We start from the raw sequence: 25,883 nt of genomic DNA on the forward strand, positions 1-25,883 counted from the left end.
GCTTAGAGCTGAAAGCGAAAGACCGGCCGAAAGGCCGGTCTTCTTGTTTGTCCAGACATTCGGGGCGGCACGAAGTGCCGACCCCGGAATGACGGCGACGCCGTCACTTCACCGCGAGCAATTCCACGTCGAACATCAGGGTTGCGTTCGGCGGAATCACGCCGCCGGCGCCGCGCGCGCCATAGCCGAGCTGCGGCGGGATGATCAGCGTGCGCTTGCCGCCGACCTTCATCGAGGCAACGCCCTCGTCCCAGCCGGCGATGACGCGGCCCTTGCCGATCGGGAATTCGAACGGCTCCTTGCGATCGACAGAGGAGTCGAATTTCTTGCCCTTCTGGCCGTTCTCATAGAGCCAGCCGGTATAGTGCATCACGCAGATCTGACCGGGTTGCGGCGAGGCGCCGGTGCCGACGGTGGAGTCGATGATCTGCAGGCCTGAAGCTGTGGTCATGGTCTTTCCTGCGGTCTGGGCTGAGGCCGTGGTGGAAACGAAATCGGACACGCCACCAATCACGGTGATCGCGAGTGCCGACATGATAGCGAGGAGCATGCGCTGAAAACGCTGCATTGGGCACCTTCCATTTGAGGCGGGAGGTGTCTAACCCAACGACGTCGCCGTTTCCACCCCTTTAGACCTCGATATTTTCCAGCCGTACCGGCAGCTTGCGGATGCGCTGGCCGGTGGCGTGCGTGACGATGTCGATCACACCTCGGACGCCTCCAGCATGATCGAGATCGAAGCGGTCGATGCGGCCCCTGGCGATGACGCTGGTGAGGGAACGCGCAGGCCGGATTATCCAGCGCATGGACGCGACGGGCACATTCGCATCCCTGCACAGCCGCACGCGCCGTCATCGGAACCAGCAGCACCTTCCATGAAGGCGCGCCGATCGAATGATGTTCCGGAACTTGATTTGTCTGACATGGGCCGGCCTCCGCCGCGATCTCAAAAGCAGCGCACGCCTGCACTGCTCATCGCCCTTAACCGGGAGCAATGAGTGCAGTTCCGAACGAGAAAGGGCGGCACAGCAAATGCCGCGCCGCCCTTCGTCAACTTTTCCTGATCTCGCGCGGGGAACTGCGCCGGCGATCAATAGCCGAGTGCGCAGCCGTCCTTGCGCGGATCGGAGCCGCCGGTGAGCGTGCCCTTGTCCCAGTCGATCCAGATCGCCTGGGCGCCGCCGAGCGGACCGACCACGCTGGTGGTCTTGTGGCCGAGCTTCTTCAGGCCTTCGACGATCGCAGCCGGCACGCTGTCCTCGAGTTGATATTGGCCCTCGTAGTGCAGGCCGCGCGGCATGTCGATCGCCTCCTGCACGTCGCAGCCATAGTCGAGGATGTTGGTCAAGACATGGGTCTGGCCGGTCGGCTGATACTGGCCACCCATCACGGCGAACGGCATTGTCGAACGGCCGCCCTTGGTCAGCAGGCCGGGCATGATCGTGTGCAGCGGGCGCTTGCCGCCTTCGATGCAGTTGGGATGGCCCGGCTGGATGCGGAAGCCGCCGGCGCGGTTCTGGAACAAGACACCGGTCTTGTTCGAGACGATCGCCGAGCCGAAGGAATGCGCAACCGAGTTGATGAACGAGCAGACGTTGCGGTCCTTGTCCACGACCGTGATGTAGATGGTCGAGGGATTCATCGGCGGCGCCACGTTCGGCAGGTCGAGCATGCCGTCCAGGCGGATCTTGCTGATGTACTCGTCGGCAAAGCCCTTCTCGAGCATCTCGGCGACATTGATCCTCATGTGCTCGGGAGAGGCGACATGCATCTCGCGGTTCATGTAGGCGATGCGCGCGGCTTCCGCCTCGAGATGGAAACGCTCGACGCTCACGGGCGCGTACTTGGTCAGATCGAAGCGCGACAGGATGTTGAGCATCAAGAGCGCGGTGACGCCCGGGCCGTTCGGCGGGCACTGCCAGACGTCGTAGCCCTTGTACATGGTGCCGATCGGCGTCGTCACCTCAGTGGTATGCGCGGCAAAATCGTCGAGCGTGTGCAGGCCGCCGATTCCCGTGAGGGTCTCGACCATGTCTTCCGCGATCGGCCCCTTGTAGAAGGCGTCGCGGCCATCCTTGGCGATCGCGCGCAGGGTCTTGCCGAGCTCGGCCTGGCGAATGACGTCGCCGGCCACCGGCGGCTTGCCGCCCGGCAGCAGGTAGCGCACCGTGTTGGTGCCATTCTTCAGCTTCTCGAACTGGTTCTTCCAGTCGAAGGCGATGCGCGGCGCGACGACGTAGCCTTCCTCGGCCGCCTTGATCGCGGGCTGAAGCAGCCGGTCGAAACCGAACTTGCCGTGGTCGCGCAGAACCGTCGCGAAGGCATCGATCACGCCGGGAATCGAGACCGCATGCGCCGAGGTCAGCGGCACGGAGTTGATCTTGCGCTCGAGATACCAGTCGGCGTTCGCCGCCCTGGGGGCACGGCCGGAGCCGTTATAGGCGATGATCTTGCCCTCGCCGCGCGGCTGGATCAGCGCAAAACAATCCCCGCCGATGCCGGTCGATTGCGGCTCGATCACGCCGAGCAGGGCAGAGGCGGCAACGGCCGCGTCCACCGCCGTGCCGCCATCGCGCAGCACCTCGATCGCCGCGAGCGAGGCCTGCGGGTGCGAGGTCGCAACCATCGCGTTGGTGGCGTGGACCGTGGACCTGCCGGGGAAATGGAAGTTTCTCATCGAATTTCTTGCTCTCTTGGCCGTGGGCGCGAGTGGCGCGCCATCTCGAAAACCGCGTCTACATGACACATTCCGGCCCGGCGGGGCAATGCTGGCATACCAGGAAAATGGCTGCCATCTGCTGGGCGTATGGAGTTTTCGACGCCGGCAGCCGTGCGGGTTTTCCGGATGGCTGCCGCCTGCTAAACGAGCCGCCATGTCTGATCCGATTTCGGCCGCTAAGGTCGCGGCCTTCTATCAATTCGTCGCCCTCCCCGATTACCGCGAGCTGCGCGAGCCGTTGCGCGACTTCTGCGCTGGTCTTGCGCTGAAGGGCAGCGTGCTGCTGGCGCAGGAGGGCATCAACGGCACGATCGCCGGCGCGCCGGAGGCGATCGATCGCTTCGCCCACGAACTCGCACACGGCGACATGTTCGGCGGCAGGCTCAACAAGCTCGAATTGAAATTCTCGACCGCCGAGGCGATGCCGTTCGGGCGGCTCAAGGTGCGGCTGAAGAAGGAGATCGTCACGCTCGGTGACGAGACTGCCGATCCGACCCGCCAAGTCGGCACCTATGTCGATGCCATCGAGTGGAATACGCTGATTGCGAAGCCCGACACGCTGCTGCTCGACACCCGCAACGCCTTCGAAGTGGCCATGGGGACGTTCGAGGGCGCGGTCGACCCCGGCATCAAGAGCTTCGGCCAGTTCAAGGACTTTGCCGCGGTTGAGCTTGATCCGGCCAAACATCGCAGGATTGCGATGTTCTGCACCGGCGGCATTCGCTGCGAGAAGGCGAGCGCGCATCTGCTCGCGCGCGGCTTTACCGAGGTCTATCACCTCAAAGGCGGCATCCTCAAATATCTCGAGCAGGTGCCGGAGGCTGAGAGCCGCTGGCGCGGCGAATGCTTCGTGTTCGACGAGCGCGTGGCGCTCGGCCACGGTTTGCGCGAACGGGACAAGGGGCACGGCCGTGACGAATGAGATCAAGACGCTGAGCGAACGCATCGACACGCTGGAGACGCGCCTTGCCTACCAGGACGACACGATCGAGACGTTGAACCAGACCATCACCGCACAGTGGAAACAGATCGACTCGCTGACGCGGCAGATCGCGCAGCTCAACGAGCGGCTCCAGGAGGCCGAGACAAATGCGCCGGGGCACGCCAACGAGCGTCCGCCGCATTATTGATCGGTCTTACTCGCCGGACGCCTTGGGCAGCAAGTTCAGGTTCATGACCTCGCCGGACATCACCAGGCGGTCGCGGCCTGCGTCCTTGGCGGCGTAGAGCGCCCGGTCGGCAGCTTCGACCAGCGAGCCCACTCCCGCCGTGCGCTCCAGCGCCGGCCGGCAGGTCGCTCCGCCGACCGAGGCGGTGACGCATCCGGCCGGCAGATTGGTGCTATGAACGAGGCCGGCCTCGTGAATGGCACTGCGGATCCGCTCGCCGATCCGGGCGCAGCCGGCGGTGTCGATGTTCGGCAGCAGCACGGCGAACTCTTCGCCGCCATAGCGCGCCGCCAGATCGCCGGCGCGCTGCGTCTCGGCCGCGATGATCCTTGCGACCCGGCGCAGGCAAGCATCGCCGGCGGGATGGCCGTATTCATCGTTGTAGGCCTTGAAACGGTCGACGTCGATCATCAGCAAGGCGAGGCTGGAACGGTCGCGATAGGCGCGCGCCCACTCCTCCTTCAACCGCTCGTCGAAGCAGCGACGATTGGCAAGGCCGGTGAGGCCGTCCTCGATCGCAAGCGTCTCCAGCCTGGTCTCCAGCCTCTTCTGCTCGGTAATGTCGCGCGTGATCGCGACCATGCCATCGACGTTGCCGTTGCCCTTGCGTGTCACCCGCATGGTCGATTCGAGCCAGACTTCGCCGTTCTGCCGGTGCGCGTTGCGATAGGTGAAACGCGCCTCCTCCTTCTCGCCACGCTTCATGGCGTCGATGATCGCCTGGACCTCCGGCAGATCCTCCGGCTTGATGCCCGCAAGAGCCGGCGTGCCGATCAGCTGATTGGGGCGCCTGCCGACGACGCGGACCGACGAGGGCGAGACATAGCGCAGCCGCTCGTCGAGGCCGATGCGCGTCACCATGTCGCTGGAGCCTTCGGCGAGCAGACGGAAATGCGCCTCCTTCTCGGCCAGCGCGACGGCCATGCGCTGGCCCCGGTGCAACTGCCGCACCAGCACGCCGCCGATGACCGCGATCAGCATCACCAGCGCGAGCACGTAGAGCATGCGGGAGATTGCCGCGGCACGCCAGGGCGCGAGCAGCTCGTCCTCGTCGACCGAGGCAACCAGAAGAAGCGGGAAACGGCTGCTGCGATTGAAGAAGCTGACGCGTTCGGCGCCGTCCAGCGCCGACTTGAAGTGATAGGCGCCGCTCGGCCGCTGCAGGCTCGGCTCGCGGAAAAAAGGCGTGTCAGCGACGCTACGTCCGACGAATTGCTCGTTGCCGCGATCGCGCGCGAGGATCATGCCGTCGCCATGCATCAGTGTCACGGAACTGTTGCGGCCGATCTCGAACTGCTCGTAGAAATGCGAAAGATATCTGGAGCTGATGGTCGCGAGCACCACGCCGCCGAAGCTGCCGTCCTGCTTGTTGAAGCGGCGTGACAGGGGGACGACCCATTCGCCATCGAGCAGGCTCTTCACGGGACGGCCGACATAGGCCTCGCGCTTCGGCGAAAGCTGGTGATGTCGGAAGAACGCATCATCGCTGAGGGTCGAGCCGACCATACCGGGCGAGGTCAGCCAGTTGCCCTGATCGTCGATGATGTCGAGGCTGTGGATACGCGCGATCGCCTTCTTGCGCGCCTCCAGGAGCTGTCCAATCTTGGCGACCGTGGCCGGCGCGGTGCCATCCATCTCCAGCCGGCTGACCACGCCGACGACGCCGGAATCCAGGAGATCGAGGCTGTCCTCGGCATGCTGTGTCAGCGAACGGGCGACGTTCGCCATCTCCGTCTCTGCAACCTTGAGCACTGCGTCGCGTGTCGCCCACTCGCGCCAACCGCTGACGCCGAGGATGGTCGCGCAGGTCAGCACGACGAAAGCCGCCGCGCGCAGCGGCAGGCGGCTCGATCCAGGTCGTTGGGTAGCAGCGCTCATGCGGCAGTGTCCTCCGGTCGACCGGAAACTCTGCCGCTTCTGTTAGGGAACCCTGAAATCGCTACCGGAATACGTGGCGATCGACCCGCTTCCAGTAGTCCTACGGACGCAACGATCAACGCATCGCTAACAGGGCATTAGCAAGCCTGTCGGAATCCGGCGCGCCCGCCGCTGCTAGCTGAAGATGGCCTTAACCTTGTCCCAGAGCGAGGGATGGTCGGCATCCGCATCGGCTTTCGAGGGCGTCGGCTGCGCGGCGCTCACGGGATCGGAAGCCGGGAACGTATCCTTCAGCCCGGCGTCGAGCTTGGATTGCCGGTCGGCAGCAAGGGCTTCGTGCAGATCGTCGGCATGCTTGTCGTGCGGCGCGGGATTGAATGTCTCAGCCATGATCTCCTCCATGGACTGTCAACGCGGACCGATTGCACAGGTTCCCCTGTTCCGCTGAAGGCCGCGGCGGTGTATCAGGGGCGATAACCTTCTTCAGGACCATTCGTGCCCCAGTCTGCAAAAAAGCCATTCATCGACGTGCTCTCCGGCCAGCGCCAAGCCATCCCGCCGCTGTGGATGATGCGCCAGGCCGGGCGCTACCTTCCGGAATATCGCGAGGTGCGCGCCAAGGCAGGCGGCTTCCTTGATCTCTGCTTCAACCCGGAGCTTGCCGCCGAGGTGACGCTGCAACCGATCCGCCGGTTCGGCTTCGATGCGGCGATCATCTTCTCCGACATTCTGGTGATCCCCTATGCGCTCGGACGCTCGGTGCGGTTCGAGGTCGGCGAGGGCCCGCGGCTCGAGCCGCTGGACGATCCAGCCAAGGTCGCGACGCTGGCGCCGCGCGCGGACCTCGGCAAGCTCGCACCGGTGTTCGAGGCGCTGAAGATCGTGCGCGGCGCGCTGGACCCGAAGACCGCGTTGATCGGCTTCTGCGGCGCGCCGTGGACGGTCGCGACCTACATGGTCGCCGGCCACGGCACGCCGGACCAGGCGCCGGCGCGGATGATGGCGTACCGTCATCCCGAAGCTTTCTCGGAGATCATCGACGTGCTGGTCGACCGCTCGATCGAATATCTGTTGGCACAGCTCGCAGCCGGTGCCGACGCGCTACAGATCTTCGACACCTGGGCCGGCGTGCTGCCGCCCGCCGAGTTCGCGCGCTGGTCGACCGAGCCGACGCGGCGCATCGTGGAGGGCGTGAGGGCCAAGGTGCCGAATGCAAAGATCATCGGCTTCCCCCGCGGCGCCGGCGCACTGCTGCCCGGCTATGTCGAGGCAACCGGCGTCAATGCGGTCAGCATCGACTGGACCGCGGAGCCGGCCTTCATCCGTGAGCGCGTGCAAAGCAGGGTCGCCGTGCAGGGCAATCTCGATCCGCTGGTGCTGATCACAGGCGGTGCCGCCCTCGACCGCGCAGTCGACAATGTGCTGGCCAATTTTGCGCAAGGACGGCTGATCTTCAATCTCGGCCACGGCATCCAGCCGGAAACGCCGATCGCCCATGTCGAGCAGATGATCAAGCGCGTGCGGGGCTGAGGGACAAGCCGTCTACCCAGGTCGTCATGGCCGGGCTTGTCCCGCCTGCGCGGCCGAAGCCGCTTCGGCGCGGCGAAGGCCCGGCCATCCACGCCTTGCCGTGCGACACGAAGAACGTGGATGCCCGGGACAAGCCCGGGCATGACGAGCCGTTTTAATCGGGTCCTACGAGAAGTACGAAAACAACCCCATGCACAGTAGCCAAGTCATTGAAAACACGAAGCGGGCATGATTCCTCCCACCCGTTTGACACGTCGGGCAAAACAGGCGCAGAACGGCATGATCGGAATTGCGATTTTTGCGTAGCTCAGCGCGGCCGGCTGCGCTCGATGATCTCCGCCGCACCCTTCGCCAGCAGGTCCAATCCCACCGCACGGCCGAGCTCGCGCGGACGATCGGCGAAGCCGTCGCGCGCGGCCTCGATGATGGTGTTGCCGGCGAGGTCGAGCACAGATGCCGTCAGCGCCATCCGATGGACAATGACGGTCGAAAATGCCGCCACAGGCGAATTGCAATGGCCGTTGAGCACCCACAGCACCTCGCGCTCGGCGTCGGCACAGGCACGCGCGGCCGGATCGTCGATCGACGACAGGATTTGTCGCGTCTGCCAGTCCTGCGCGGCGCATTCGACGGCGACGATGCCCTGCCCTGCCGCGGGCAGCATCTCCGCTGCCCTGAATTCATAGGCAATGCGGCCGGACAAGCCGACGCGATTGAGGCCCGAGCGCGCCATGATCAGTGCATCGGCCGGTCCGACCGCGCCGCCGTCGGGCAGCCGCTGCTTCTCGCCGTTGTCGAGCTTTCGCACGCGCGTGTCGGCTGCGCCGCGGAAGTGGATCACCTCCACCTCCGGAAACAGGCGCCGCGCATAGGCCGCCCGACGCACGGCGTTGGTACCGATCTTGAACCCCTTGCCGCGCGACTGGCGCAGCGCTTCCAGCGTCACGCCAGGCCGCAGCACCAGCGCGTCGCCGGGCGGATCGCGCGACAAGGTAGCGCCGATGACGAGGCCCGGCGTGTCTTCGTTGCCGGGCATGTCCTTCAGCGAATGCATCGCTGCCTGGAGCTCGCCCGACAGCACGGCAGCGCGGATCTGCGCCACGAAGGCGCCGCCCTTGCCGCCATGCGGCAAGAGCTTGCTGGTCTGGTCGAGATCGCCCGTGGTGTCGAACTTGACGATCTCGACCTCGAGACCGGGCACCGCGGCGGTCAGGCGGCGCGCGATCTCTTCCGTCTGCGCCAGCGCCATGGTGCTCTTGCGTGTGCCGATCTTCAGTCGCCTTGCCAAATCGTGGTCCTCTCGACGATCGCGGGTCAGCCCGCATCCTCCAATAACATGTCGGAGGCCTTTTCGGCGATCATGATGATCGGCGCGTTGGTATTCCCGGAGACGAGATCCGGCATGATGGAGCCATCGACGACGCGAAGGCCGTCGAGCCCCCTCACCTTCAGCCGCTGATCGACCACCGCGAGCGCGTCGTTGCCCATACGACAGGTCGAGGTCGGATGATAGATGGTGCTGCCGCGCTCGCGGCAGTAATCCAATATTTCGGCGTCCGTAGATACCTTTGCCCCGGGATCATACTCATCCACCACGAACGGCTTCAGCGCCGGCGCGTTCAGGATCTTGCGCAATATCTTCAGGCCCTCGACGTTGGTGGTGCGGTCGGTCTCGGTCGACATGTAGTTGATGCGGATCTCCGGCGGCACGGTCGGGTCCGCGCTCTTGATGCGCAAGGTCCCGCGGCTCTCGGGCCGGAGCTGGCACACTGACGCCGTGAAGCCGGAGAAATCGTGCAGCTTCTCGCCCATCTTGTCGGTCGAGAACGGCAGGAAGTGGACCTGGATGTCCGGCGAGGCGAGCCGCGGGCTGGTCTTGAAGAATGCGCCCGCCGTGCCGGCCGCAATCGTCAGCCAGCCCTTGCGGAACAGCGCGTAGCGCGCGCCGGCCATGGTGCGGCGGAGCGGATGATTGACGGTGTCGTTCAGCGTGATCTTCTGCGAGCAGCGCATCACGATGCGGACCTGCATGTGGTCCTGGAGATCGCGCCCGACGCCGGCTGCGTCCAGCACCACATCGATGCCGTGCTTGCGCAGGAGATCGGCAGGACCGACGCCGGAAAGCTGGAGCAGCTGCGGCGAGTTGTAGGCGCCGCTCGACAGCACGATCTCCTTCCGCGCGCGCACACGGCGCAACGCGGCGCCTTGCCGGTATTCGACGCCGACCGCGCGGCGCCCTTCGAACAGGATACGCTGGCCGAGGGCGGACGTCTCGATCTTCAGATTGCCGCGCGTCTTGGCGGGCCCGAGATAGGCCACCGCCGTCGAGGCACGCCGGCCGTTGCGCGTCGTGGTCTGGAACAGGCCGACGCCTTCCTGCGTGGCGCCGTTGAAGTCGGCATTGTAGGGCAGACCGCTCTCGACCGCGGCGTCGATGAAGGCTTTCGACAGCGGATCGGTCACGATCATGTTGGACACCGGCAGCGGGCCGCCGGTGCCGTGATACTGATCCGCGCCGCGCGACTGGTTCTCGGCCTTCTTGAAATACGGCAGCACGTCGTCATAACCCCAGCCGGTGTTGCCGAGCTGGCGCCAGCGGTCATAGTCCTCATGCTGGCCGCGGACATAGAGCAGGCCGTTGATCGAGCTTGACCCGCCCAGCGTCTTGCCGCGCGGCTGGAACACCTGGCGTCCCTTCAGCTCGGGCTCCGGCTCGGTCTGGTACATCCAGTTGACCGTCTTCTCCTTGAACAGCTTGCCGTAGCCGAGCGGGACGTGGATCCAGATGTTGGAATCCTTCGGGCCGGCTTCGAGCAGCAGCACGCTGTGCTTGCCGCTCGCGGAGAGCCTGTTGGCGAGCACGCAGCCGGCGGAGCCGGCGCCGACGATGACGTAGTCGAATTCGGGATCGGACGGCGCGAGGGAGGAATTTGCGTTCATGCGCTACTGTTCTTCTTGTTGGTGTGGGCGTTTCCAGTGTCGTCACTTCACCTCTCCCCAGCGGGGAGAGGTCGGATTGCGTAGCGATCCGGGTGAGGGGCCGCAACGGCAGGTGAGACCGTAACCCCTCACCCGGATCGCATCTTCGATGCGGTCCGACCTCTCCCTACGGGAGAGGTGATCCGAGTGCGGCGTCGATACCGCCCACATCACTCAGTCCGCATTAGCACAATCATGGCTTGACGCGCAGCGCCTCGACCAGCGACTTGAACGCACGGGCGTATTCCGCGCCTGCCCTTGCGATGTCAGCGCGTCCGGCGCAGGCCACCGCGGCTTCCGTCACCGCGCCGAGCAGCAGCCGCGCCAGCGGCTCGACCGACTGGCGGGCGATCAGGCCGCCCTCCATCGCCGCCGCAATCGCCCGCGGCAGCTTGCCGCCGAAATGCCTGGCGTCGATCTCGCGCCAGCGTTCCCAGCCGAGCACGGCGGGACCGTCGCGCAAAATGATCTGGCCGGTCGGGCCCTTCGCTGTCGCCGCAAAGTAATGCTGGGTGCCGGCGACCATCGCGGCGAGCACGTCCTTCTCGGCCCGTGCAGTGCGGTCGATCTCGGCAACGAGGTCGCGCGAGACCTGGTCGAATACGGCTTCGAACACCGCCTCCTTGGTCTTGAAGTGATGATAGACCGCTCCCTTGGCGACGGAAGCGCCTTCCGCGATCTCGTCCATGGTGGTGGCGGCAAAGCCTTGCGTCCCGAACAAGCGGCGCGCCGCCGTCAGGATCGCCTCCGAAGTCGCTGCCCGTCGCTCCGCCTGCTTCGCCATGGCTCCCCTCTAGTCGAATTCGCTGCACGCGGCCAGTTGACTTTTCGACTATCGGTCGGTATTTACCGACTATCAGTCGGTTTTGTTGTGAGGTGGTCCATGCCCAGCCGTGACATCGTCGAAGCATTTGCCAGGCGTCTGGAAGATGGAGACTTCGTCGGCGCGATCGAACAGTTCTATGCGCCTGACGCCGCGACTTACGAGAACAACGCCGCCCCGACGGTCGGGCGCGACAAGCTCGTCGCCAAGGAGCGCGGCGTGCTGGCGGCTTCCAAGAAGGTCAAGGCCGTCCGGATCGGACCGAGCCTGATCGAAGGTGACAATGTCGCGACGCGCTGGACCTTCAGCTTCACCAATGCCGAAGGCGTCACGCGGACGCTGGACGAGATCGCGTGGCAGATCTGGCGGAGCGACCAGTTGATCGAGGAGCGCTTCTATTACGATCCGAAGCAGCTCGGACGCTGACCTGCAGCGCGCATAGGCGCGACGCAGGTGCTCACTCTCGGCCGGGAAGGTGAAGATCATCCAGAACTGGTTGCGGGTCCTTCGCGGCACTTGCCATTTAAAGACCGATAGGTCTATATATCTGCATGAGGCAAAAGACTCCAGCGCGGCTGCCCCGTGGCCGGCCGCGAAGTTTCGACATGGACGTCGCTGTCGAACGCGCGATGGATGTGTTCTGGTCGCGCGGCTATCACGCCACGGCGCTGCCCGACCTTCTTCGTGCGACCAGGCTGTCCCGGGGCAGCCTCTATGCCGCTTTTGGTGACAAGCATTCGCTCTTCCTGCGCGCGCTTGACCGCTACATCGCGGATGCCTTGACGCGGATGGAAATGGAATTCGACCCCGGCAACGATCCGGTCGCGGGCCTGCGGGCCTACCTTGCCGGTTACGTCGAGCGCACCAGCGGGAGCAACGGCCGGCGCGGATGCCTCTTGGTGGCCACAGCAATGGAATTGGCCGGCCAGGATGCCGAAGTGGGTCGGCGCGTTGCGAGCTTCTTCAAGGCGATGGAAGCCAAGGTAATGGATGCACTGTCCCGCGCGAAAGCGGCGGGCAAGTTGGCGGACGGTGTTGAGCCGGCAACAGCCGCCCGAATTCTCGTCTGTTTCGTCGAAGGGCTGCGCGTGGTCGGCAAGACCGCACCGGCACGGATCACATCCCAAGCCACCGCCGACGCTCTCATCGGCCGTTTCGTCAGGTAAGCACCCATGCGCCCCTCGCTCATCGGCTTGCCTAAATCTGGACTGATCGATCTTGAAAGGACGCGCGCCATGTCTGCCATCCAGATCGTCTGCGCAATCGCCGTTCCCCTGATCTGGGGCTATCAGTTCGTGGCCATCAAAGTGGGCGTTGCGGAGTTTCCGCCGCTCTTCTTCCTCGCACTGCGCTTTCTGGCGATCGCGCTGCTGCTTGTTCCGTTCGTCGACAGGCCCGCGCGTCGACAGCTCGGCCCTGTCGCAGCCATTTCGCTGTTCCTGGGTGGACTGAATTTCGGGTTGTTCTATGTTGGCCTTGGGCTCGGCTCGGGGAGCATGTCGGCGGTCGCATATCAACTCGCAACGCCCTTCACCGTCCTGTTGGCCTGGCCGCTGCTGGCGGAGAGGCCGTCTCTCGCCACCTGTGCCGGAGTCGTGCTTGCATTCGTCGGCGTGACCGTGTTGGCAGCGGAGCCGGGCCAGTCCGCCAACCCGCTTCCGCTGCTGCTTGTGGTTGGAGCAGCTTTCGCCTTCGCGGTGTCCAACGTCTTGACGAAACGCTACGGCCCCTTCGATCCCTTGACGCTGATGGGATGGTCGTCGCTGTTCACGGTGCCGCAGGTCATGTTGATGTCGTTGCTCCTCGAATATGGACAAGCGGCGAGCCTTGTGACGGCAGGCGAACGAGGCTGGCTGGCGCTCGCCTACACGGTCCTCATCGGTGGCATCATTGGGTTTGGCCTCTGGTTTTGGCTGATCGCCCGTTGCTCGATGGCTCGCGTCGCTCCCTTCGGTCTGCTGCTTCCGGTATTTGCCTTGCTTTCGAGCGTTTTCTTCCTTGGCGACCGCATTACGCCGAAGCTGATCATCGGCGGGCTGCTCGCGATTTCCGGGGTCGGCATCACACAAGTAAGGCCGCGCGCTCGCTCAATTTGACCCCGGAAGCCCCTTCGCGGTGGCCTGCGGAGCTCGCGGCCGGGGGTGAGGCGAACATCGCCCGAGCTGCTGCGGCGCCAGTTCAAGAGGATACGAGCACGGCGCCGTCGCCGCGCGTTGTATCGATTTTGTTACCGATACCGTGAATTGAACACGCAGATGTGGTCACGCCGGTCGTGGCAAACGGGGATAATTCATAGTTCGTCAAAGGTTTGCAACGAATTCTCCTGATCGAGCCGGACAACGGCCGGTGCTGCTAGGCTATCGCATGCGGACTCAAACGACCAACTATGTCGCGCGGCTGTTCGCCGGCGATCTGTCGGCCTTTGGCGGTCCCGCGACCGACGAGGCCGTGGCCGGGTATATCCGGGCCGAACAGATGTCGCTCGTGCTCGGCTATTCGGTCGGCATCATGCTCGCCAATGCCTGCAATGCCGTCGTTCTCGCCATCGCACTGTGGCAGTCGCCGGCCAAGATTCCGGCCCTGATCTGGGGGGTCACCGTCGCCGGCGCCGCGATTGCTTTCGGGCTGCAATCGCGCGCGTCGCGCCGCATCACCAAGCCGCAATTCGTCTCGCGTCGTGCCATGCACCGGCTGGTGCGTAATGCCTTCATCCTCGGCGCCGCCTGGGGCATCGTCCCGGTGGCCTTCTTCGCCGACGCTTCGAGCGGCGGCCAGCTCGTCATCACCTGCCTGTGCTCGGGCATGCTGGCCGGCGGCGCACTGGCCTTCGCCACCATTCCGATCGCGGCCATCGCCTTCACGGCGCCGATCTTCGTCGGCATCGCGATCTGCCTCGGCAGGAACGGCGACCTGGCCTTCCTGCTGATCGCCTTCCTCGTCGTGGTCTATGGAAGCGTGCTGCTGCGCGGCGTGTTCGTCAATTCGTTCGCGTTCGCGCGGCGCGTGATGCGGCAGATCGAAGCCGAACGCACGGTGCGGCTGGATCCCCTCACCCATCTGCCCAACCGCGTCGCCTTCAACGAAACGCTCGATGCCGCGCTCAAGCGGCTGGCGCTGTCGGGCGAGGAATTCGCGGTGCTGCTGCTCGACCTCGACCGCTTCAAGGAGGTCAACGACCAGTTCGGTCATCCCGCCGGGGACGAATTCCTGGTCCAGGTTGCGAGCCGGCTGCAACGCTGCACGCGCGCGGCCGAACACGTCGCGCGCATCGGCGGCGACGAGTTCGCGCTGGTCATGGCCAATCTGGCGCGGCCGGAAGATGCGCTCGAAATCGCCGAGCGCTTCGTCGCGGCCTTCACCGAACCGTTCCAGATCGAGGGCCGCCAGATCGTCGGCGCGACCAGCGTCGGCATCGTGCTGGCGCCACGCGATGGCAGCACCGCGCTCGACATCATGAAGAACGCCGACGCGGCGCTCTACCGCGCCAAGAAAGCGGGGCCGGGCACGGTGTGCTTCTTCGAACAAGCCGACGACAGGCTGTCCCGCGACCGCAAGGCGCTGCAATCAGACCTCGAAGGTGCGATCGCGCGAAACGAGCTGTTCCTGGTGTTCCAGCCATTCCTCGATCTCGGCACCAACCGGATCACCGGCCTGGAGGCGCTGCTGCGCTGGCAGCATCCTTCGCGCGGGCTGGTGCCGCCAAGCGAATTCATCCCGATCGCGGAGGAGACCGGGCTGATCCACGAGATCGGCGAATGGGTCATCCGACGCGCCTGCGCAAGTATTGCCGAGTGGCCGGAAGACATCAGGGTCGCCGTCAATTTCTCGGCAGCGCAATTTCACAACACAGGCATCCTCCAGATCATCGTGCAGGCGCTCGCCGATGCCAGGATCGCCCCGCACCGGCTCGAGATCGAGATCACGGAATCGATGCTGCTGTCGAAATACGGCTCGGCCGCGACGATCCTGAACGCGCTGCTGGAGCTCGGCGTCACGGTGGCGCTGGACGATTTCGGGACCGGATTTTCCTCGCTGACCTACCTGCGCAAGCTGCCGTTCAACCGCATCAAGATCGACCAGTCCTTCATCCGCGACATGCTGGTGCAGCCGGACTGCGCCGCGATCGTCAAATCGGTGATCGGGCTCGCGCGCGATTTGCGGATCGGCGTGGTGGCGGAGGGTGTCGAGACTGCCGACCAGCTCGAATGTCTGCGCCAGATCAGTTGCGACGAAGTGCAGGGGTACCTGATCAGCCGGCCGGTGTCGGCCAATGGCGTGCTGGCGTTGCTGGATGCGAGGAAGCCTCGGGCGAATTTTGCGGCGTAGGCGATTGGCGCAAAGTAGTGGCCACAGCGGCGGTGAGCCCCCTCTCCCGCTTGCGGGAGAGGGTTTGGGAGAGGGTGTCTCCACGGCGGGATTCCCCAAGAGGAGAGAGCCCTCACCCGCGCCTTTGGCGCGACCTCTCCCGCAAGCGGGAGAGGTCGAGCCCGCGGCGCGGTCCATTGCTCCCAGCCGGCGACAGAACTTGCTCAGACCGCGTCCGCCCGCAGCAGCGTGTCCACCGTGATGGTGCCGCGGGCGCGGGAGACGCAGGCGCAGATCTTCTGGTTGCTGTGCTTCTGGTGATCGCTGAAGAAGACGTCGCGATGGTCGATCTCGCCGTCGACCTCGACCACGTCGATGGCGCACAGGCCGCATTCGCCGCGCTTGCAGTCGAACATCACGTCATGGCCGCTGGCGTTGAGCACGTCCAGCATCGAGCGCTCGCGCGGGATTTCGAGCTCGATGTTCGAGTCCTTCAATCGCACGCGAAACGTTTCGGTCGGCAGCGTGCCGCTGGAGCCGAAGGTCTCGTAGCGGAGATCGGAAAGCGCATGGCCGGCGCCGATCCAGGCATGGCGCGCGGCGTCCAGCAGCCGCATCGGGCCGCAGAACAGCGCCAGCGTTGCCTGCGGCAACGAGGCGAACAGCGCGTCGAGATCGAGCCGCCTGCCCTCGTCGCTCGCGTGGACGACGAGGCGATCGCCAAGCATCGCGGCGAGCTCGTCGAGATAGGCGGCCTCGCGGCGCGAGCGCACCGCATAGTGCAGCATGACATCCGACCCGCGGCGCGCCAGCGCCTGCGCCGCGCCGAGGATCGGGGTGATGCCGATGCCGCCGGCGATCAGGCAATAGTTCTGCCGCGTCCAGTCCACGGCGAGCAGCGAGGCGGGCTGCGTGATGTCGAGCCGCGCGCCCGGCTGCAAGGACCACATGTAGCGCGAGCCGCCGCGGGAATCCTCGGCGCGGCGTACCGCAATTCTGAAGCCGTGCGAAGCGGCCTCGCCGACCAGCGAATAGGACCGCGTCTCCGGCTGGCCGTCGATGGTTACGCTGACATTGATGTGGCTGCCGACCGGATAGGCCGTGACGTCGAGCTGATCCGGCCTGATCAGGAATTCGCGGATGCCGGGCGCGAGGTCGCGGGTCGAGACGAGCGTTGCAGGAATCCAGGTTTCGATGAAGCGCATGGTGACTGCCCTCAATCGTTTGCGGTCTTGATCAACGCGAGCGCCGGCAAGAGGTCGAGATGGGTCCGGTTGCGCAGCGCGAGCCGCAGGTTTCGTACCGCAAGCCGCGCATGCTCGCGCATGACGGCCTCGGCGCGCGCGCCTTCGCGGTTCTCGATGGCGTCGATCACGACGCGATGGTGCTCCTGGGCGATGATCAGGATCTGCTGCGCCTCAGGCAGCGCCGACTGCGCCATCACGAAGCCGCTCGGCGAGGCAAACGGCAGCGCCGAGGCGCGGTCGATCTGGCGGATCAGCGGCGGGCTGCGCGACAGTTCCGTCAGCACGGCGTGGAAGCGCGCGTTCAGCGTGACATAGGACGAGAAGGCATCGACCGAGATCGGCACCTGCCGCAGAAGCTCGTCGATCGCCGCAAGACATTCCTTCAGCGGCTCCAGCTCGCGTGCGGAGACGCCGCGTTCGGCCGCGAAGCGCGCAGCCAGGCCTTCCAGCGTGCCGCGCAGCTCGATGGAGTCGGAAATGTCGCGCTCCGAAAACGCCTTCACCATGAAGCCGCCGGAAGGGATCGCCTCCAGCAGGCCCTCTTCCTCCAGCCGCACCAGCGCCATGCGCACCGGCGTGCGCGAGGCGCCGGTGGTCTCGACCGCCTGAAGCTCGGAGATGCGCTCGCCCGGGCGCAACGCCCCCGACAGGATCTGGTCGCGCAGCGCGAGCTGCGCCTTCACGGTCTGCGAGACAGAGCGGTCGACCTCGCGCTCGGCCATGTCCCTACTCCGCGGCCTGGAGGTGTTGCGGCGCATTCTCCCTGGCAATCATCTTGTCGATCAGCTTGCGCGACCACATCGCGCCGGCGTCGATGTTGAGGTTGTAGAAGATGCGATCGGGGTTCTCGTCCATCGCGCGCTGCTGCGCTTCCAGGATCAGCTCGTCCTCGTGGAAGATGCCGGAGACGCCCTCGCGGATCTCGGTGGTGATGCGCTGCTCGCCGAGGCGGTAATTGCGGACGAACGCCCAGAAATAATGGCAGGTCTTCTCGGTCTCCGGCGTGATGGTGTTGAGCACGAAGCCGTTGACGCCCTGCGAGCGGTCGCCTTCCGGCGCGCCGCTGCCGCTAGGTGCGACGCCGACGTCGATCGCGATGGTGCACGGCGCCTCGAAGCGGATGATCTGCCAGCGATCGACGAGCCCGGGCTTGCCGAGCTGCCTGGCCCAGAACGGCGGCGGCTCGATGTTCCGCATCCAGCGCGTCACCGTCACCGTCTTTTCGCCATGGGTGACGTCGAACGGCGCTTCGGCGACCGCGTCGTTGCCGATCGATGAGCCGTGCACGAAAGTCTCGTGGGTGAGGTCCATGAGATTGTCGAGCACGAGGCGGTAGTCGCAATTGACGTGGATGGTCTTGCCGTCGCCCGCCCAGGCCGGATCGTGATTCCAGTGCATGTCCGGCACCAGCGCGGGATCGGCCAGCGCGGGATCGCCCATCCAGAGCCAGATGTAGCGGTGACGCTCGACCACGGGATAAGCGCGCACGCAGGCCGACGGATTGATGGTCTCCTGCGAAGGCATGAAGGTGCAGCGCCCCTGCGCATTGTACTTCAGGCCGTGATAGCCGCAGACGACGGTGTCGCCTTCGAGCCGGCCCTTGGACAGCGGCACCAGGCGATGCCAGCAGGCATCCTCCAGCGCGGCCACCGCGCCGTCGGCCTTGCGGTACATCACGACATGCTTGCCGCAGATCGTCCGCGGCAGCAGCGCCGCCTTGACGTCGGCGTCCCACGCGGCGGCGTACCACGCGTTCATGGGGAAGGGTTTTGTCATTGTCTCACTCCCACGGGCTTATGTATGCGTTGTGTATACATTATCGCGGGAGCAGAATCATTCAAGGCTAAAATTTGCTTATCTAAATACCTTATTCGTCCATTCGGTATACAGATAAGCCACGCCGTTACCCTCCCCCTGGAGGGGGAGGGTCGCTTCGCATGGAGCAAAGCGGAATGCGGAGCGGGGTGGGGTGATCTCTCCACACGGACACTGCCCGAGAGGAGAGATCACCCCACCCCGCTCGCGCTGACGCGCGATCGACCCTCCCCCTCCAGGGGAGGGTAAAAGAGTGGCCAGGTTGGCGCCTACGCCCCGAACACCTTCGCCAGCCCTGCCTGCGCTTCTTCCTGAATCTTCTTCAGATGCTCGGGGCTGCGGAAGCTTTCGGCGTAGATCTTGTAGACATCCTCGGTGCCGGACGGCCTTGCGGCGAACCAGCCGAAATCGGTCTCCACCTTGATGCCGCCGAACGGCTGGCCGTTGCCGGGCGCCTTGCTCAGCGTCGCGCGAACCGGATCGCCGGCGAGATCCTTCAGGCCGAGTTGCTCGGGCGTGACGGACTTCAGGATGTTCTTCTGCGGCCCGGTCGCGGCGACGTCGATGCGCGCGTAATGGGGCATGCCGAACTCCGCGGTGAGATCGCCGAAGAGCTGGCTGGGATCTCGGCCGGTCTTCGCCATGATCTCGGCAGCTAACAGGCCGAGGATGATGCCGTCCTTGTCGGTGGTCCACACCGTGCCGTCGCGACGCAGGAACGAGGCCCCTGCACTCTCCTCGCCGCCGAAGCCGAAGCCGCCGGTGAGGAGGCCGTCGACGAACCATTTGAAGCCGACCGGCGTCTCCACCAGCTTGCGGCCGAGCTTTTTCGCGACGCGATCGATGATCGAGCTCGACACCACCGTCTTGCCGATTGCGGCGTCCTTGCCCCAATGCGGGCGGTGCGCGAACAGATAGGAGATCGCGGTCGCCAGATAATGGTTGGGGTTCATCAGGCCGCCGGTGCGCGTGACGATGCCGTGACGATCGGCATCGGTGTCGTTGGCAAACGCGACGTCGAAGCGGTCGCGCATCGCGATCAGGCTCGCCATCGCGTAGGGCGAGGAGCAATCCATGCGGATCTTGCCGTCCCAGTCCACCGTCATGAAGCGGAAGGTGGGGTCGATCGCCTCGTTCACCACCGTGGCCTTCAGGCCGTAGCGCTCGATGATCGGATGCCAGTAATGCACGGCGGCACCGCCGAGCGGATCGATGCCGATGGTGACGCCGGCGGATTTGACGAGGTCGAGATCGACGACATTGCCGAGATCGGCGACGTAAGGGGTGATGAAGTCACAGGCGTGGACGTTCGCGGACTTGCGCGCCCTGGCATAGTCGATGCGCTTCACGCCCTTGAGGCCATCGGCGAGATAGGCATTGGCGCGCTTCTCGACCACGCCCGTGACGTCGGTGTCAGCGGGGCCGCCATGCGGCGGATTGTACTTGTAGCCGCCGTCCTCCGGCGGATTGTGCGACGGCGTGATGACGACGCCGTCGGCGAGGCCGCTGGCGCGGCCCTTGTTGTAGGTGAGGATGGCGTGCGAGATGACGGGGGTCGGCGTGTAGCCGCCGTCCTTGTCGATCATGACATCGACGCCGTTGGCGGCGAACACCTCGACGGCGCTGACGAGCGCCGGCTCGGCCAGCGCGTGGGTGTCGATGCCGATGAAGAGCGGGCCCGTCAGCCCCTTTTCTCGTCTGTAGTCACAGATGGCCTGCGTGGTCGCGAGGATGTGTCCTTCGTTGAACGTGTTCTTGAACGAGGTGCCGCGATGGCCCGAGGTGCCGAACGCCACGCGCTGCGCCGGATCCGATGCATCGGGCTTGCCTGCGAAGTAGGCCGTCACCAGCCGTGGAATATTGGTGAGCGCGTCCGGCGAGGCCTGCTTGCCCGCCGCGGGATGAACATCAGCCACTGAAATATCCTCGTCCTGTCGTCACGGAAATAGCGGGACACCATAGCATCGGCCGCGCCCCCGCCAAGGCCACAACACGCGCGACGGGGAAGGCGTTCCCTGGGGGTGATGGTGGGGTTACGTCACCGATTGGAGCGCCCGCGCGCGGCGGTGACCGCGCGCCAATGGCCGGTTTGTTAACTCCGGAGCTTTATGACAGAGCCATGCTGTGGGATCGGGCACGCTTCAATCTGGGCGCGACGTGGAGGCACGTGGCGGTCGCCTTGCTGTTGCTGGCCTCGAACGGCGCACATGCGAGCGACGGTGATATCGACGGGCCGCGCACGACATCGGCGATCTCCAGCGTCGGGGCAGAACTCGGCGCCGGCGAAACGCCCTCATCCCGGGCCATGATCCGGAAGATCATCGAGAGAGAAACCGCAAAGACCAATTTGCCGGCCGACGTCGCCGAAGCCGTCGTCTTTGTCGAAAGCGGCTATAACCCGGCGGTCATCGGCAGCGTTGGCGAAATCGGCGTGATGCAGGTACGGCCCGAGACGGCGGCGATGCTGGGATTCCGCGGAAGCAATGCGGAACTCGCAGAACTGGACGTCAATATCCATTACGGGGTGCTTTATCTCAGCCGGGCTTGGCACCTGGCGGGCGGGGATCTCTGCCGCGCCCTGATGAAGTACCGGGCAGGTCACGGCGAAGAAGAGATGACCACGCGGTCGCAGGTCTACTGCAATAGAGCCCGCAACCGTCTCCTCGCCATGAACGCGATGCCGCCAGGGACGGCAGCTGCGGCTGCCCCCGATGCGGCGCCCCCGGTCGCTGCCGCGGCTCCGGCAAAACCGGCGAGCCGCCCGAAGATGCCGGTGCAGCCCAAAACGGTCTATGCCCACTATCGTCAGGGCACCGCGGCCGCCAGCCGCGCCTATTGGGCCGCGCACGAGGCCCGGATCAGCCAGATCAAGGCGCGCATCGGAGCCAGATGGAAGCGCGTCGCATCGCGTTGACGGCCGCCGGCTTGCTCCGCCGTAAGCTCCGCATCTACTGTGTGTCGCAAGAATCCGCAATCTGGGAGGTGGCGCCATGGAGGTCATACTGCTGGGCACCGGTGGCCCGCGCCCGGACCCGCACCGCATGGCGACCACCACGCTGATCAGGCTCGGCGACGAGAACATCCTGTTCGACGCAGGCCGCGGCGTCGTGGTGCAGCTCAGCAAGGCCGGTGTGCCGCTCGGCGCCATCAACACGGTCTTTCTCACGCACCATCACTTCGACCACATCGGCGACCTCTATGATGTGATGCTGAATTCATGGATGCACGGGCGCAAGGACGAGCTGCGCATCTATGGACCGCCGGATACCGAACGGCTCGTCAGCACGCTGATCACGCAGGTCTACGACAAGGACATCACGTGGAGGGATAAGGGCGAGCCCGCCTTCGGCGGCTGGAAGCCTGTCGTCGCAACGGACATCGTACCGGGTCCTGTTCTCGACACCGGCCGCTGGAAGATCAGGGCCGAGCCGGTCTCGCACGGCGACGGCCTCGACATGCCGCCGGCCTTCCTCGCGCGCTGGATGTGTCTCGGCTACCGCTTCGAGGCGGAAAGCAAGGTCATTGCGATTTCCGGCGATACGGTCCCTTGCCCCGGTCTCGAGCGGCTGGCCGAGGGCGCCGACCTGCTCGTCCAGTGCTGCTTCCTCGCAACTCCCGAGATCAACAACGAGCACCTCCGCCGCCTTGCGAAATACACGATCGCCTGTGGTGACACTGTCGGCAAGGTCGCGGCCAAGGCCGGCGTCAGGAAGCTGGCGCTGACCCATCACCGGCCGCGCACCGACGACACCATGCTGAAGGCGCTGCTTGACGATGTGCGGCAGGACTATTCGGGGCCGGTCGTGCTCGGCGAGGATCTCACGCGCATCGAGGTCTGAGACCATCGGCCGTCCGGCCTCAGGACGATCCGACCTCGATCCGGAACGACAGTTGCTCTTGCGCCTCCGGCGCAATGTGCATCAGGCCCGGCTTGTCGGTGAACTCGCCGTCGAAGCCGGCTGGACTGGCATGGCCGCGCCACGGCTCGATGCAGAGGAACGGCGCACCTGACGGTTTCGACCAGACGCCGAGCTCGCGGAAGCCGCGCCAGGACATTTCCAGCCACGGACCGGTCGATACACCCTGCCCCGCGGCATAGCGGACCGACGTGCTCTCGATCCGGTCGAAGATGATGGCGTCGTCGGTGAACAGGGAGTCGGACAGAGGAAGCGAGTTGCCCATGACCGGGCTCGGCTCCGCCACAGGCCGCAGCAGTCCACCATCGAGACGGCGGACGGGAGACGACTCCGCGCGCGCGAAAGTCAGCGCATAGCTCTCCTTTGCCATACCGGGCCGGAGCGGCCAGTTGAAGGCGGGATGACCACCGAGCGACGCGGGCAATGTCTCCTTGCCGGTGTTGGCAATCGTGAACGTCAGATCGAGGCCGGTGTCGTCGATGGCATAGGCGGCCGTGAGCCGGAAGCCGAACGGATAGAGCGCGCGCGTCGCCTCGCTGTCTTCGAGCACCAGGGAGCAGCGGCTCTCGCCGCGTTCCGCCCACGCAAAGCGGCTGTCGCGGGCAAAGCCGTGCTGGGTCATCCGATACGTCTTGCCCCGGTGCCGCAATTCGTCGTTGGCGAGGCGCCCGACGATCGGAAACAGCAGTGGCGCGTGGCGCGGCCATTCCGGCCCCGCCTGCCAGACGAATTCGATGCCGCTGTCGTCCTTTAGCGACCACAGTTCGGCACCGTGCGCCTTGATGGTTGCCGTGAGGGAGCCGCTGCGGAGAGAATAGGTATCGTCGCTCATGCGCGACGTCTACACCCCCAACCCACCCGCAGCAAGGCAGCGCCGACCATCCAACTCGAACGTTTTGGCGCCGATCGAGCGCTGCGTCATATTTCCGTACCCAACGATTGCTCTGTTGGCGCAATCACCGTCTGTCTCCCCGAGGCCGATCCGACCCTGCCGATGAAATCCCGTGGTAGCCAATTGAAGTTCTTCATCAACGGCCGCTTTCTGTCGCAAAAGCTCACCGGCGTTCAGCGTTATGCCGCTGAAATGGTCAAGGCGATCGACGTGCTGCTGGCGTCGGAGCAGACTCCTGCCTCGCTGCGCAACGCCGAGTGGGAGTTGCTGACGCCAGCGGATGCAAGCGAGACCCTTCAACTCGATCGGATCAAGATTCGCGCCGTCGGCCGGTTGCATGGGCACGCTTGGGATCAGATCGATCTCGCGCGCGCCGCGGCCGGAGGCCGCTTGATCAGTCTGGCCAATTCCGGCCCCGTCTTCCATCGCGACCACATTGTCGTGCTTCACGACGCCCAGGTCTTTCGCAGACCCGACTTCTTCAACTGGCGCTACTTGACCGTTCATCGCACAATGGGGCGGCTGCTCGCCCGCCACGCAGCCATCGCGACGGTGTCGGCATTTTCCCGCAGAGAACTTGCCGAGGTGCTGAATCTATCGGCACCGAACATTCCGGTCTTCCCCAACAGCGCCGAACACTTCGCCGCCACGAAGCCCGACCTTGGCATCCTTGCGCGCCTGGGCATTCAACCGCAGAAATTCTTCCTGTTCGTAGGCTCGAAGACCAAGAACAAGAATCTCTCCGTAGCGATTCGCGCGGTCCAATTGCTCGACCGGGCCGACGTTCCACTGGTCATCGTCGGAGGCGATAACAGCAAGGTCTTTCAGGACAATTCGGGCGAAGGAGTTTCCGGCCTGCTGCTTGCCGGGCGTCTGACGGACGGCGAGATTGCAGCTCTCTATGCGCATGCATCGGCATTCGTGTTTCCCTCGCTCTACGAGGGGTTCGGCGTACCGCCGCTCGAAGCCATGATCTTCGGCTGTCCCGTCATCGCCTCGACGGCAGACGCCGTCGTGGAGACGTGCGGTGATGCGGCTGCGTATTTTCGCGCCACTGATGCCGACGCACTGAAGCAGCTGATGCTCGAAAGACTGGCAATCGGCGCGATCTCCGACCAGGAACGCATACGGCAGCAGGATCGCCTCGCCTTCTATTCGTGGAAGAAGTCGGCGAAAGCGCTGCTCGATCACCTCGAACGACCGGCGCACATCGCCAGCGCTGCTTGAAGCTCGGCGCAGCTCGCCTATTGCGCGCAATGGTTCTTGCACAAACCGTTTGCAACCCACGGCTCCCTGCACAGTTCCACAAGAAACTTTTTTCGCTCCTGCAGCGATTGCGGCGCAACAACACCACATCGCTGCCCCAATATCGCTACGTATTCGAGGAACTGTTCCACCAGCAGTGAAGCTCAGAACAAGGATGCACGATGCCCGGCTCTCCGACGCAGCCTTATGCAAGACAGACGACGAAGGTGCTGCACGTCGCGGAGACGATTCGTGGCGGGATTGCAAGCTACCTGAATGAGTTACATCCGCAACAACAAGCGAGCTTCGGCGCCGAGAACGTGCACTATGTCGTTCCCTCGGATCATCGCCGCGATCTCGCCGCCGTCGATGACAACCAGATTACGACATTCGAGCGATCCGGCCGCAGCATCGCCGGGCTATTGCAGATGCTGCGCGCAAGCATGCAGGCGCTGGATGCGTTCAGGCCGGACGTGGTGCACCTGCATTCCTCGTTTGCGGGCCTCGTGCTCCGGCCCGCGCTGGCGGCCCGCTCGGACGGACCGCGCGTCGTCTATTGTCCGCACGGCTGGGCGTTTTCGCGCGAGACCGGCCGCCTCAGTCACGTGGTGACAAAGGCGGCGGAGAACCTTCTCGCGCGCACCTCGGACCGGATCATCTGCATTTCCGGCGACGAGTTCAACGAGGCGGTCCGCGCCGGAATTCCCGCCGACCGCCTCACCGTCGTCCACAATGGCATCTCGAAGAGCCGCACGCTGCAGCCCGTTGCGGCGGAATGGACTTCCAAGAAGGTCAAGGTCCTCTTCATCGGTCGTCTGGACCGGCAGAAGGGCTTTGATCTCCTGATCGAAGCGGCTCGCTCGCTCGAGGATGTCCTCGACGTCCGCATGGTCGGCGCCTCCGTCGTCAACAAATACGAAGGCCCGGCCGTCCCCTCCAACGTGTCCCTGCTGGGCTGGCTGGACCGCCCAACCATCGAGACCCAGCTCGAGGCCGCCGACCTCGTCGTGATCCCGTCACGATGGGAAGCGTTTGGCCTCGTTGCCCTGGAGGCGATGCGCGCAGCCAAGCCCATTCTGGCGTTCCGCAGCGGCGCATTGCCCGAGATCGTCGTCGATGGCGTCACCGGCGTACTGTGCGAGCCCGTCGCCGTCCAGCCGCTCGTCGACGGTTTCCGGCGAGCACTGGATCTCGATCTCAAGGTGCTGGGGCAGCGCGGCTACGACCGGTTCAAGCAGCTTTATGACGTTCAGAAGACGCATGGACAATTGCAGCAGGTCTATGCCGAGCTCCTTCAGGACGACCGGACACCGATCGCAACGAAGGCGGGGCTGCAATCGGATCTCTCAAAGTGACGATCAGCA

24 protein-coding genes are annotated in these 25,883 nt (G+C 65.0%); 11 read left to right on the forward strand and 13 right to left on the reverse strand.

All coding sequences use genetic code 11. The features are described 5' to 3' along the window. Positions 1-103 precede the first annotated feature (103 nt). The 3 genes from XH96_RS30800 to ggt all read right to left on the reverse strand — a co-directional run bounded on the left by XH96_RS30800 (position 104) and on the right by ggt (position 2,677). Entirely contained in the window at positions 104-568 is a 465-nt protein-coding gene (locus XH96_RS30800; RefSeq protein WP_061878596.1) for an FKBP-type peptidyl-prolyl cis-trans isomerase, read from the reverse strand. 61 nt (positions 569-629) lie between these two features. Then, entirely contained in the window at positions 630-821 is a 192-nt protein-coding gene (locus XH96_RS30805) for a hypothetical protein (protein WP_194389302.1), read from the reverse strand. 269 nt (positions 822-1,090) lie between these two features. Beyond that, positions 1,091-2,677 carry a gamma-glutamyltransferase gene (gene ggt, locus XH96_RS30810; protein WP_194389303.1) on the reverse strand — a complete coding sequence of 529 codons (1,587 nt, stop codon included), beginning with the start codon at positions 2,675-2,677 and terminating at the stop codon, positions 1,091-1,093. 196 nt (positions 2,678-2,873) lie between these two features. Here ggt and XH96_RS30815 point away from each other — a divergent pair, with 196 nt between their 5' ends. Then, positions 2,874-3,641 carry a rhodanese-related sulfurtransferase gene (locus XH96_RS30815; protein ID WP_194389304.1) on the forward strand — a complete coding sequence of 256 codons (768 nt, stop codon included), beginning with the start codon at positions 2,874-2,876 and terminating at the stop codon, positions 3,639-3,641. Continuing rightward, entirely contained in the window at positions 3,631-3,849 is a 219-nt protein-coding gene (locus tag XH96_RS30820) for a SlyX family protein (RefSeq protein ID WP_194389305.1), read from the forward strand. The genes XH96_RS30815 and XH96_RS30820 overlap by 11 nt, the downstream gene beginning before the upstream one ends. Before the next feature lie 6 nt (positions 3,850-3,855). Here XH96_RS30820 and XH96_RS30825 read toward each other — a convergent pair whose 3' ends face one another. Continuing rightward, the gene (locus tag XH96_RS30825) at positions 3,856-5,766 is read right to left on the reverse strand and encodes a diguanylate cyclase (protein WP_194389306.1); all 1,911 of its coding nucleotides are present in this window, start codon (positions 5,764-5,766) and stop codon (positions 3,856-3,858) included. Positions 5,767-5,940: 174 nt separating this feature from the next. Further along, complete coding sequence (locus tag XH96_RS30830) at positions 5,941-6,156, reverse strand: hypothetical protein (protein WP_165935713.1); 216 nt, start codon at positions 6,154-6,156, stop codon at positions 5,941-5,943. 105 nt (positions 6,157-6,261) lie between these two features. Between XH96_RS30830 and hemE the strand changes: the two genes are divergently transcribed. Beyond that, a complete protein-coding gene (gene hemE, locus XH96_RS30835; protein WP_194389307.1) occupies positions 6,262-7,296 on the forward strand; it encodes a uroporphyrinogen decarboxylase in 1,035 nt (344 codons plus the stop codon). A gap of 307 nt (positions 7,297-7,603) precedes the next feature. Here hemE and hemC read toward each other — a convergent pair whose 3' ends face one another. The 3 genes from hemC to XH96_RS30850 all read right to left on the reverse strand — a co-directional run bounded on the left by hemC (position 7,604) and on the right by XH96_RS30850 (position 11,059). Further along, positions 7,604-8,584, reverse strand: coding sequence for a hydroxymethylbilane synthase (gene hemC / locus XH96_RS30840; RefSeq protein ID WP_194389308.1), 981 nt, complete (start codon positions 8,582-8,584; stop codon positions 7,604-7,606). Positions 8,585-8,610: 26 nt separating this feature from the next. Beyond that, entirely contained in the window at positions 8,611-10,236 is a 1,626-nt protein-coding gene (locus tag XH96_RS30845) for a GMC family oxidoreductase (RefSeq protein WP_194389309.1), read from the reverse strand. A 232-nt stretch (positions 10,237-10,468) separates the two neighbouring features. Further along, positions 10,469-11,059 carry a TetR/AcrR family transcriptional regulator gene (locus XH96_RS30850; RefSeq protein ID WP_194389310.1) on the reverse strand — a complete coding sequence of 197 codons (591 nt, stop codon included), beginning with the start codon at positions 11,057-11,059 and terminating at the stop codon, positions 10,469-10,471. Between the two features lie 99 nt (positions 11,060-11,158). Between XH96_RS30850 and XH96_RS30855 the strand changes: the two genes are divergently transcribed. The 4 genes from XH96_RS30855 (at position 11,159) to XH96_RS30870 (ending at position 15,424) form a co-directional block, all read left to right on the forward strand. Continuing rightward, a complete protein-coding gene (locus XH96_RS30855; RefSeq protein WP_194389311.1) occupies positions 11,159-11,524 on the forward strand; it encodes a nuclear transport factor 2 family protein in 366 nt (121 codons plus the stop codon). 179 nt (positions 11,525-11,703) lie between these two features. After that, entirely contained in the window at positions 11,704-12,264 is a 561-nt protein-coding gene (locus XH96_RS30860) for a TetR/AcrR family transcriptional regulator (RefSeq protein ID WP_246789796.1), read from the forward strand. Between the two features lie 69 nt (positions 12,265-12,333). Then, positions 12,334-13,194 carry a DMT family transporter gene (locus tag XH96_RS30865; RefSeq protein WP_194389313.1) on the forward strand — a complete coding sequence of 287 codons (861 nt, stop codon included), beginning with the start codon at positions 12,334-12,336 and terminating at the stop codon, positions 13,192-13,194. A 268-nt stretch (positions 13,195-13,462) separates the two neighbouring features. After that, a complete protein-coding gene (locus XH96_RS30870) occupies positions 13,463-15,424 on the forward strand; it encodes a bifunctional diguanylate cyclase/phosphodiesterase (RefSeq protein WP_194389314.1) in 1,962 nt (653 codons plus the stop codon). A gap of 203 nt (positions 15,425-15,627) precedes the next feature. Here the strand turns inward: XH96_RS30870 and XH96_RS30875 are convergent, their stop codons facing one another. The 4 genes from XH96_RS30875 to pgm form a co-directional block, all read right to left on the reverse strand. After that, on the reverse strand, positions 15,628-16,608 hold the full coding sequence (locus XH96_RS30875) for a PDR/VanB family oxidoreductase (protein WP_194389315.1): 981 nt from the start codon (positions 16,606-16,608) through the stop codon (positions 15,628-15,630). Between the two features lie 11 nt (positions 16,609-16,619). Continuing rightward, on the reverse strand, positions 16,620-17,372 hold the full coding sequence (locus XH96_RS30880; protein WP_194389316.1) for a GntR family transcriptional regulator: 753 nt from the start codon (positions 17,370-17,372) through the stop codon (positions 16,620-16,622). A gap of 4 nt (positions 17,373-17,376) precedes the next feature. Beyond that, positions 17,377-18,426, reverse strand: coding sequence for an aromatic ring-hydroxylating dioxygenase subunit alpha (locus XH96_RS30885; RefSeq protein WP_194389317.1), 1,050 nt, complete (start codon positions 18,424-18,426; stop codon positions 17,377-17,379). 308 nt (positions 18,427-18,734) lie between these two features. Next, positions 18,735-20,381 carry a phosphoglucomutase (alpha-D-glucose-1,6-bisphosphate-dependent) gene (gene pgm / locus XH96_RS30890; RefSeq protein ID WP_194389318.1) on the reverse strand — a complete coding sequence of 549 codons (1,647 nt, stop codon included), beginning with the start codon at positions 20,379-20,381 and terminating at the stop codon, positions 18,735-18,737. A 203-nt stretch (positions 20,382-20,584) separates the two neighbouring features. Between pgm and XH96_RS30895 the strand changes: the two genes are divergently transcribed. Both XH96_RS30895 and XH96_RS30900 read left to right on the forward strand, forming a co-directional pair. Continuing rightward, positions 20,585-21,379, forward strand: coding sequence for a lytic transglycosylase domain-containing protein (locus XH96_RS30895; RefSeq protein ID WP_194394326.1), 795 nt, complete (start codon positions 20,585-20,587; stop codon positions 21,377-21,379). Positions 21,380-21,455: 76 nt separating this feature from the next. After that, complete coding sequence (locus XH96_RS30900) at positions 21,456-22,304, forward strand: MBL fold metallo-hydrolase (protein WP_194389319.1); 849 nt, start codon at positions 21,456-21,458, stop codon at positions 22,302-22,304. Positions 22,305-22,323: 19 nt separating this feature from the next. Here XH96_RS30900 and XH96_RS30905 read toward each other — a convergent pair whose 3' ends face one another. Then, complete coding sequence (locus tag XH96_RS30905) at positions 22,324-23,214, reverse strand: aldose 1-epimerase family protein (protein WP_194389320.1); 891 nt, start codon at positions 23,212-23,214, stop codon at positions 22,324-22,326. Positions 23,215-23,397: 183 nt separating this feature from the next. Here XH96_RS30905 and XH96_RS30910 point away from each other — a divergent pair, with 183 nt between their 5' ends. Next, a complete protein-coding gene (locus XH96_RS30910) occupies positions 23,398-24,501 on the forward strand; it encodes a glycosyltransferase family 1 protein (protein ID WP_194389321.1) in 1,104 nt (367 codons plus the stop codon). Positions 24,502-24,701: 200 nt separating this feature from the next. Further along, a complete protein-coding gene (locus XH96_RS30915; protein ID WP_194389322.1) occupies positions 24,702-25,874 on the forward strand; it encodes a glycosyltransferase in 1,173 nt (390 codons plus the stop codon). The last annotated feature ends 9 nt before the right edge of the window (positions 25,875-25,883 follow it).

The sequence above is a fragment of the Bradyrhizobium sp. CCBAU 51765 genome (assembly GCF_015291725.1).
Lineage (GTDB): Bacteria > Pseudomonadota > Alphaproteobacteria > Rhizobiales > Xanthobacteraceae > Bradyrhizobium > Bradyrhizobium liaoningense.

Excerpts from the sequence above, each read along its gene's own strand:
- XH96_RS30800 (WP_061878596.1), bottom strand. The coding sequence starts at position 568 with ATGCAGCGTTTTCAGCGCATGCTCCTCGCTATCATGTCGGCACTCGCG.
- ggt (WP_194389303.1), bottom strand. The coding sequence starts at position 2,677 with ATGAGAAACTTCCATTTCCCCGGCAGGTCCACGGTCCACGCCACCAAC.
- XH96_RS30815 (WP_194389304.1), top strand. The coding sequence starts at position 2,874 with ATGTCTGATCCGATTTCGGCCGCTAAGGTCGCGGCCTTCTATCAATTC.
- XH96_RS30825 (WP_194389306.1), bottom strand. The coding sequence starts at position 5,766 with ATGAGCGCTGCTACCCAACGACCTGGATCGAGCCGCCTGCCGCTGCGC.
- XH96_RS30830 (WP_165935713.1), bottom strand. The coding sequence starts at position 6,156 with ATGGCTGAGACATTCAATCCCGCGCCGCACGACAAGCATGCCGACGAT.
- XH96_RS30845 (WP_194389309.1), bottom strand. The coding sequence starts at position 10,236 with ATGAACGCAAATTCCTCCCTCGCGCCGTCCGATCCCGAATTCGACTAC.
- XH96_RS30850 (WP_194389310.1), bottom strand. The coding sequence starts at position 11,059 with ATGGCGAAGCAGGCGGAGCGACGGGCAGCGACTTCGGAGGCGATCCTG.
- XH96_RS30855 (WP_194389311.1), top strand. The coding sequence starts at position 11,159 with ATGCCCAGCCGTGACATCGTCGAAGCATTTGCCAGGCGTCTGGAAGAT.
- XH96_RS30860 (WP_246789796.1), top strand. The coding sequence starts at position 11,704 with ATGGACGTCGCTGTCGAACGCGCGATGGATGTGTTCTGGTCGCGCGGC.
- XH96_RS30865 (WP_194389313.1), top strand. The coding sequence starts at position 12,334 with ATGTCTGCCATCCAGATCGTCTGCGCAATCGCCGTTCCCCTGATCTGG.
- XH96_RS30870 (WP_194389314.1), top strand. The coding sequence starts at position 13,463 with ATGCGGACTCAAACGACCAACTATGTCGCGCGGCTGTTCGCCGGCGAT.
- XH96_RS30875 (WP_194389315.1), bottom strand. The coding sequence starts at position 16,608 with ATGCGCTTCATCGAAACCTGGATTCCTGCAACGCTCGTCTCGACCCGC.
- XH96_RS30880 (WP_194389316.1), bottom strand. The coding sequence starts at position 17,372 with ATGGCCGAGCGCGAGGTCGACCGCTCTGTCTCGCAGACCGTGAAGGCG.
- XH96_RS30885 (WP_194389317.1), bottom strand. The coding sequence starts at position 18,426 with ATGACAAAACCCTTCCCCATGAACGCGTGGTACGCCGCCGCGTGGGAC.
- XH96_RS30895 (WP_194394326.1), top strand. The coding sequence starts at position 20,585 with ATGCTGTGGGATCGGGCACGCTTCAATCTGGGCGCGACGTGGAGGCAC.
- XH96_RS30900 (WP_194389319.1), top strand. The coding sequence starts at position 21,456 with ATGGAGGTCATACTGCTGGGCACCGGTGGCCCGCGCCCGGACCCGCAC.
- XH96_RS30905 (WP_194389320.1), bottom strand. The coding sequence starts at position 23,214 with ATGAGCGACGATACCTATTCTCTCCGCAGCGGCTCCCTCACGGCAACC.
- XH96_RS30915 (WP_194389322.1), top strand. The coding sequence starts at position 24,702 with ATGCCCGGCTCTCCGACGCAGCCTTATGCAAGACAGACGACGAAGGTG.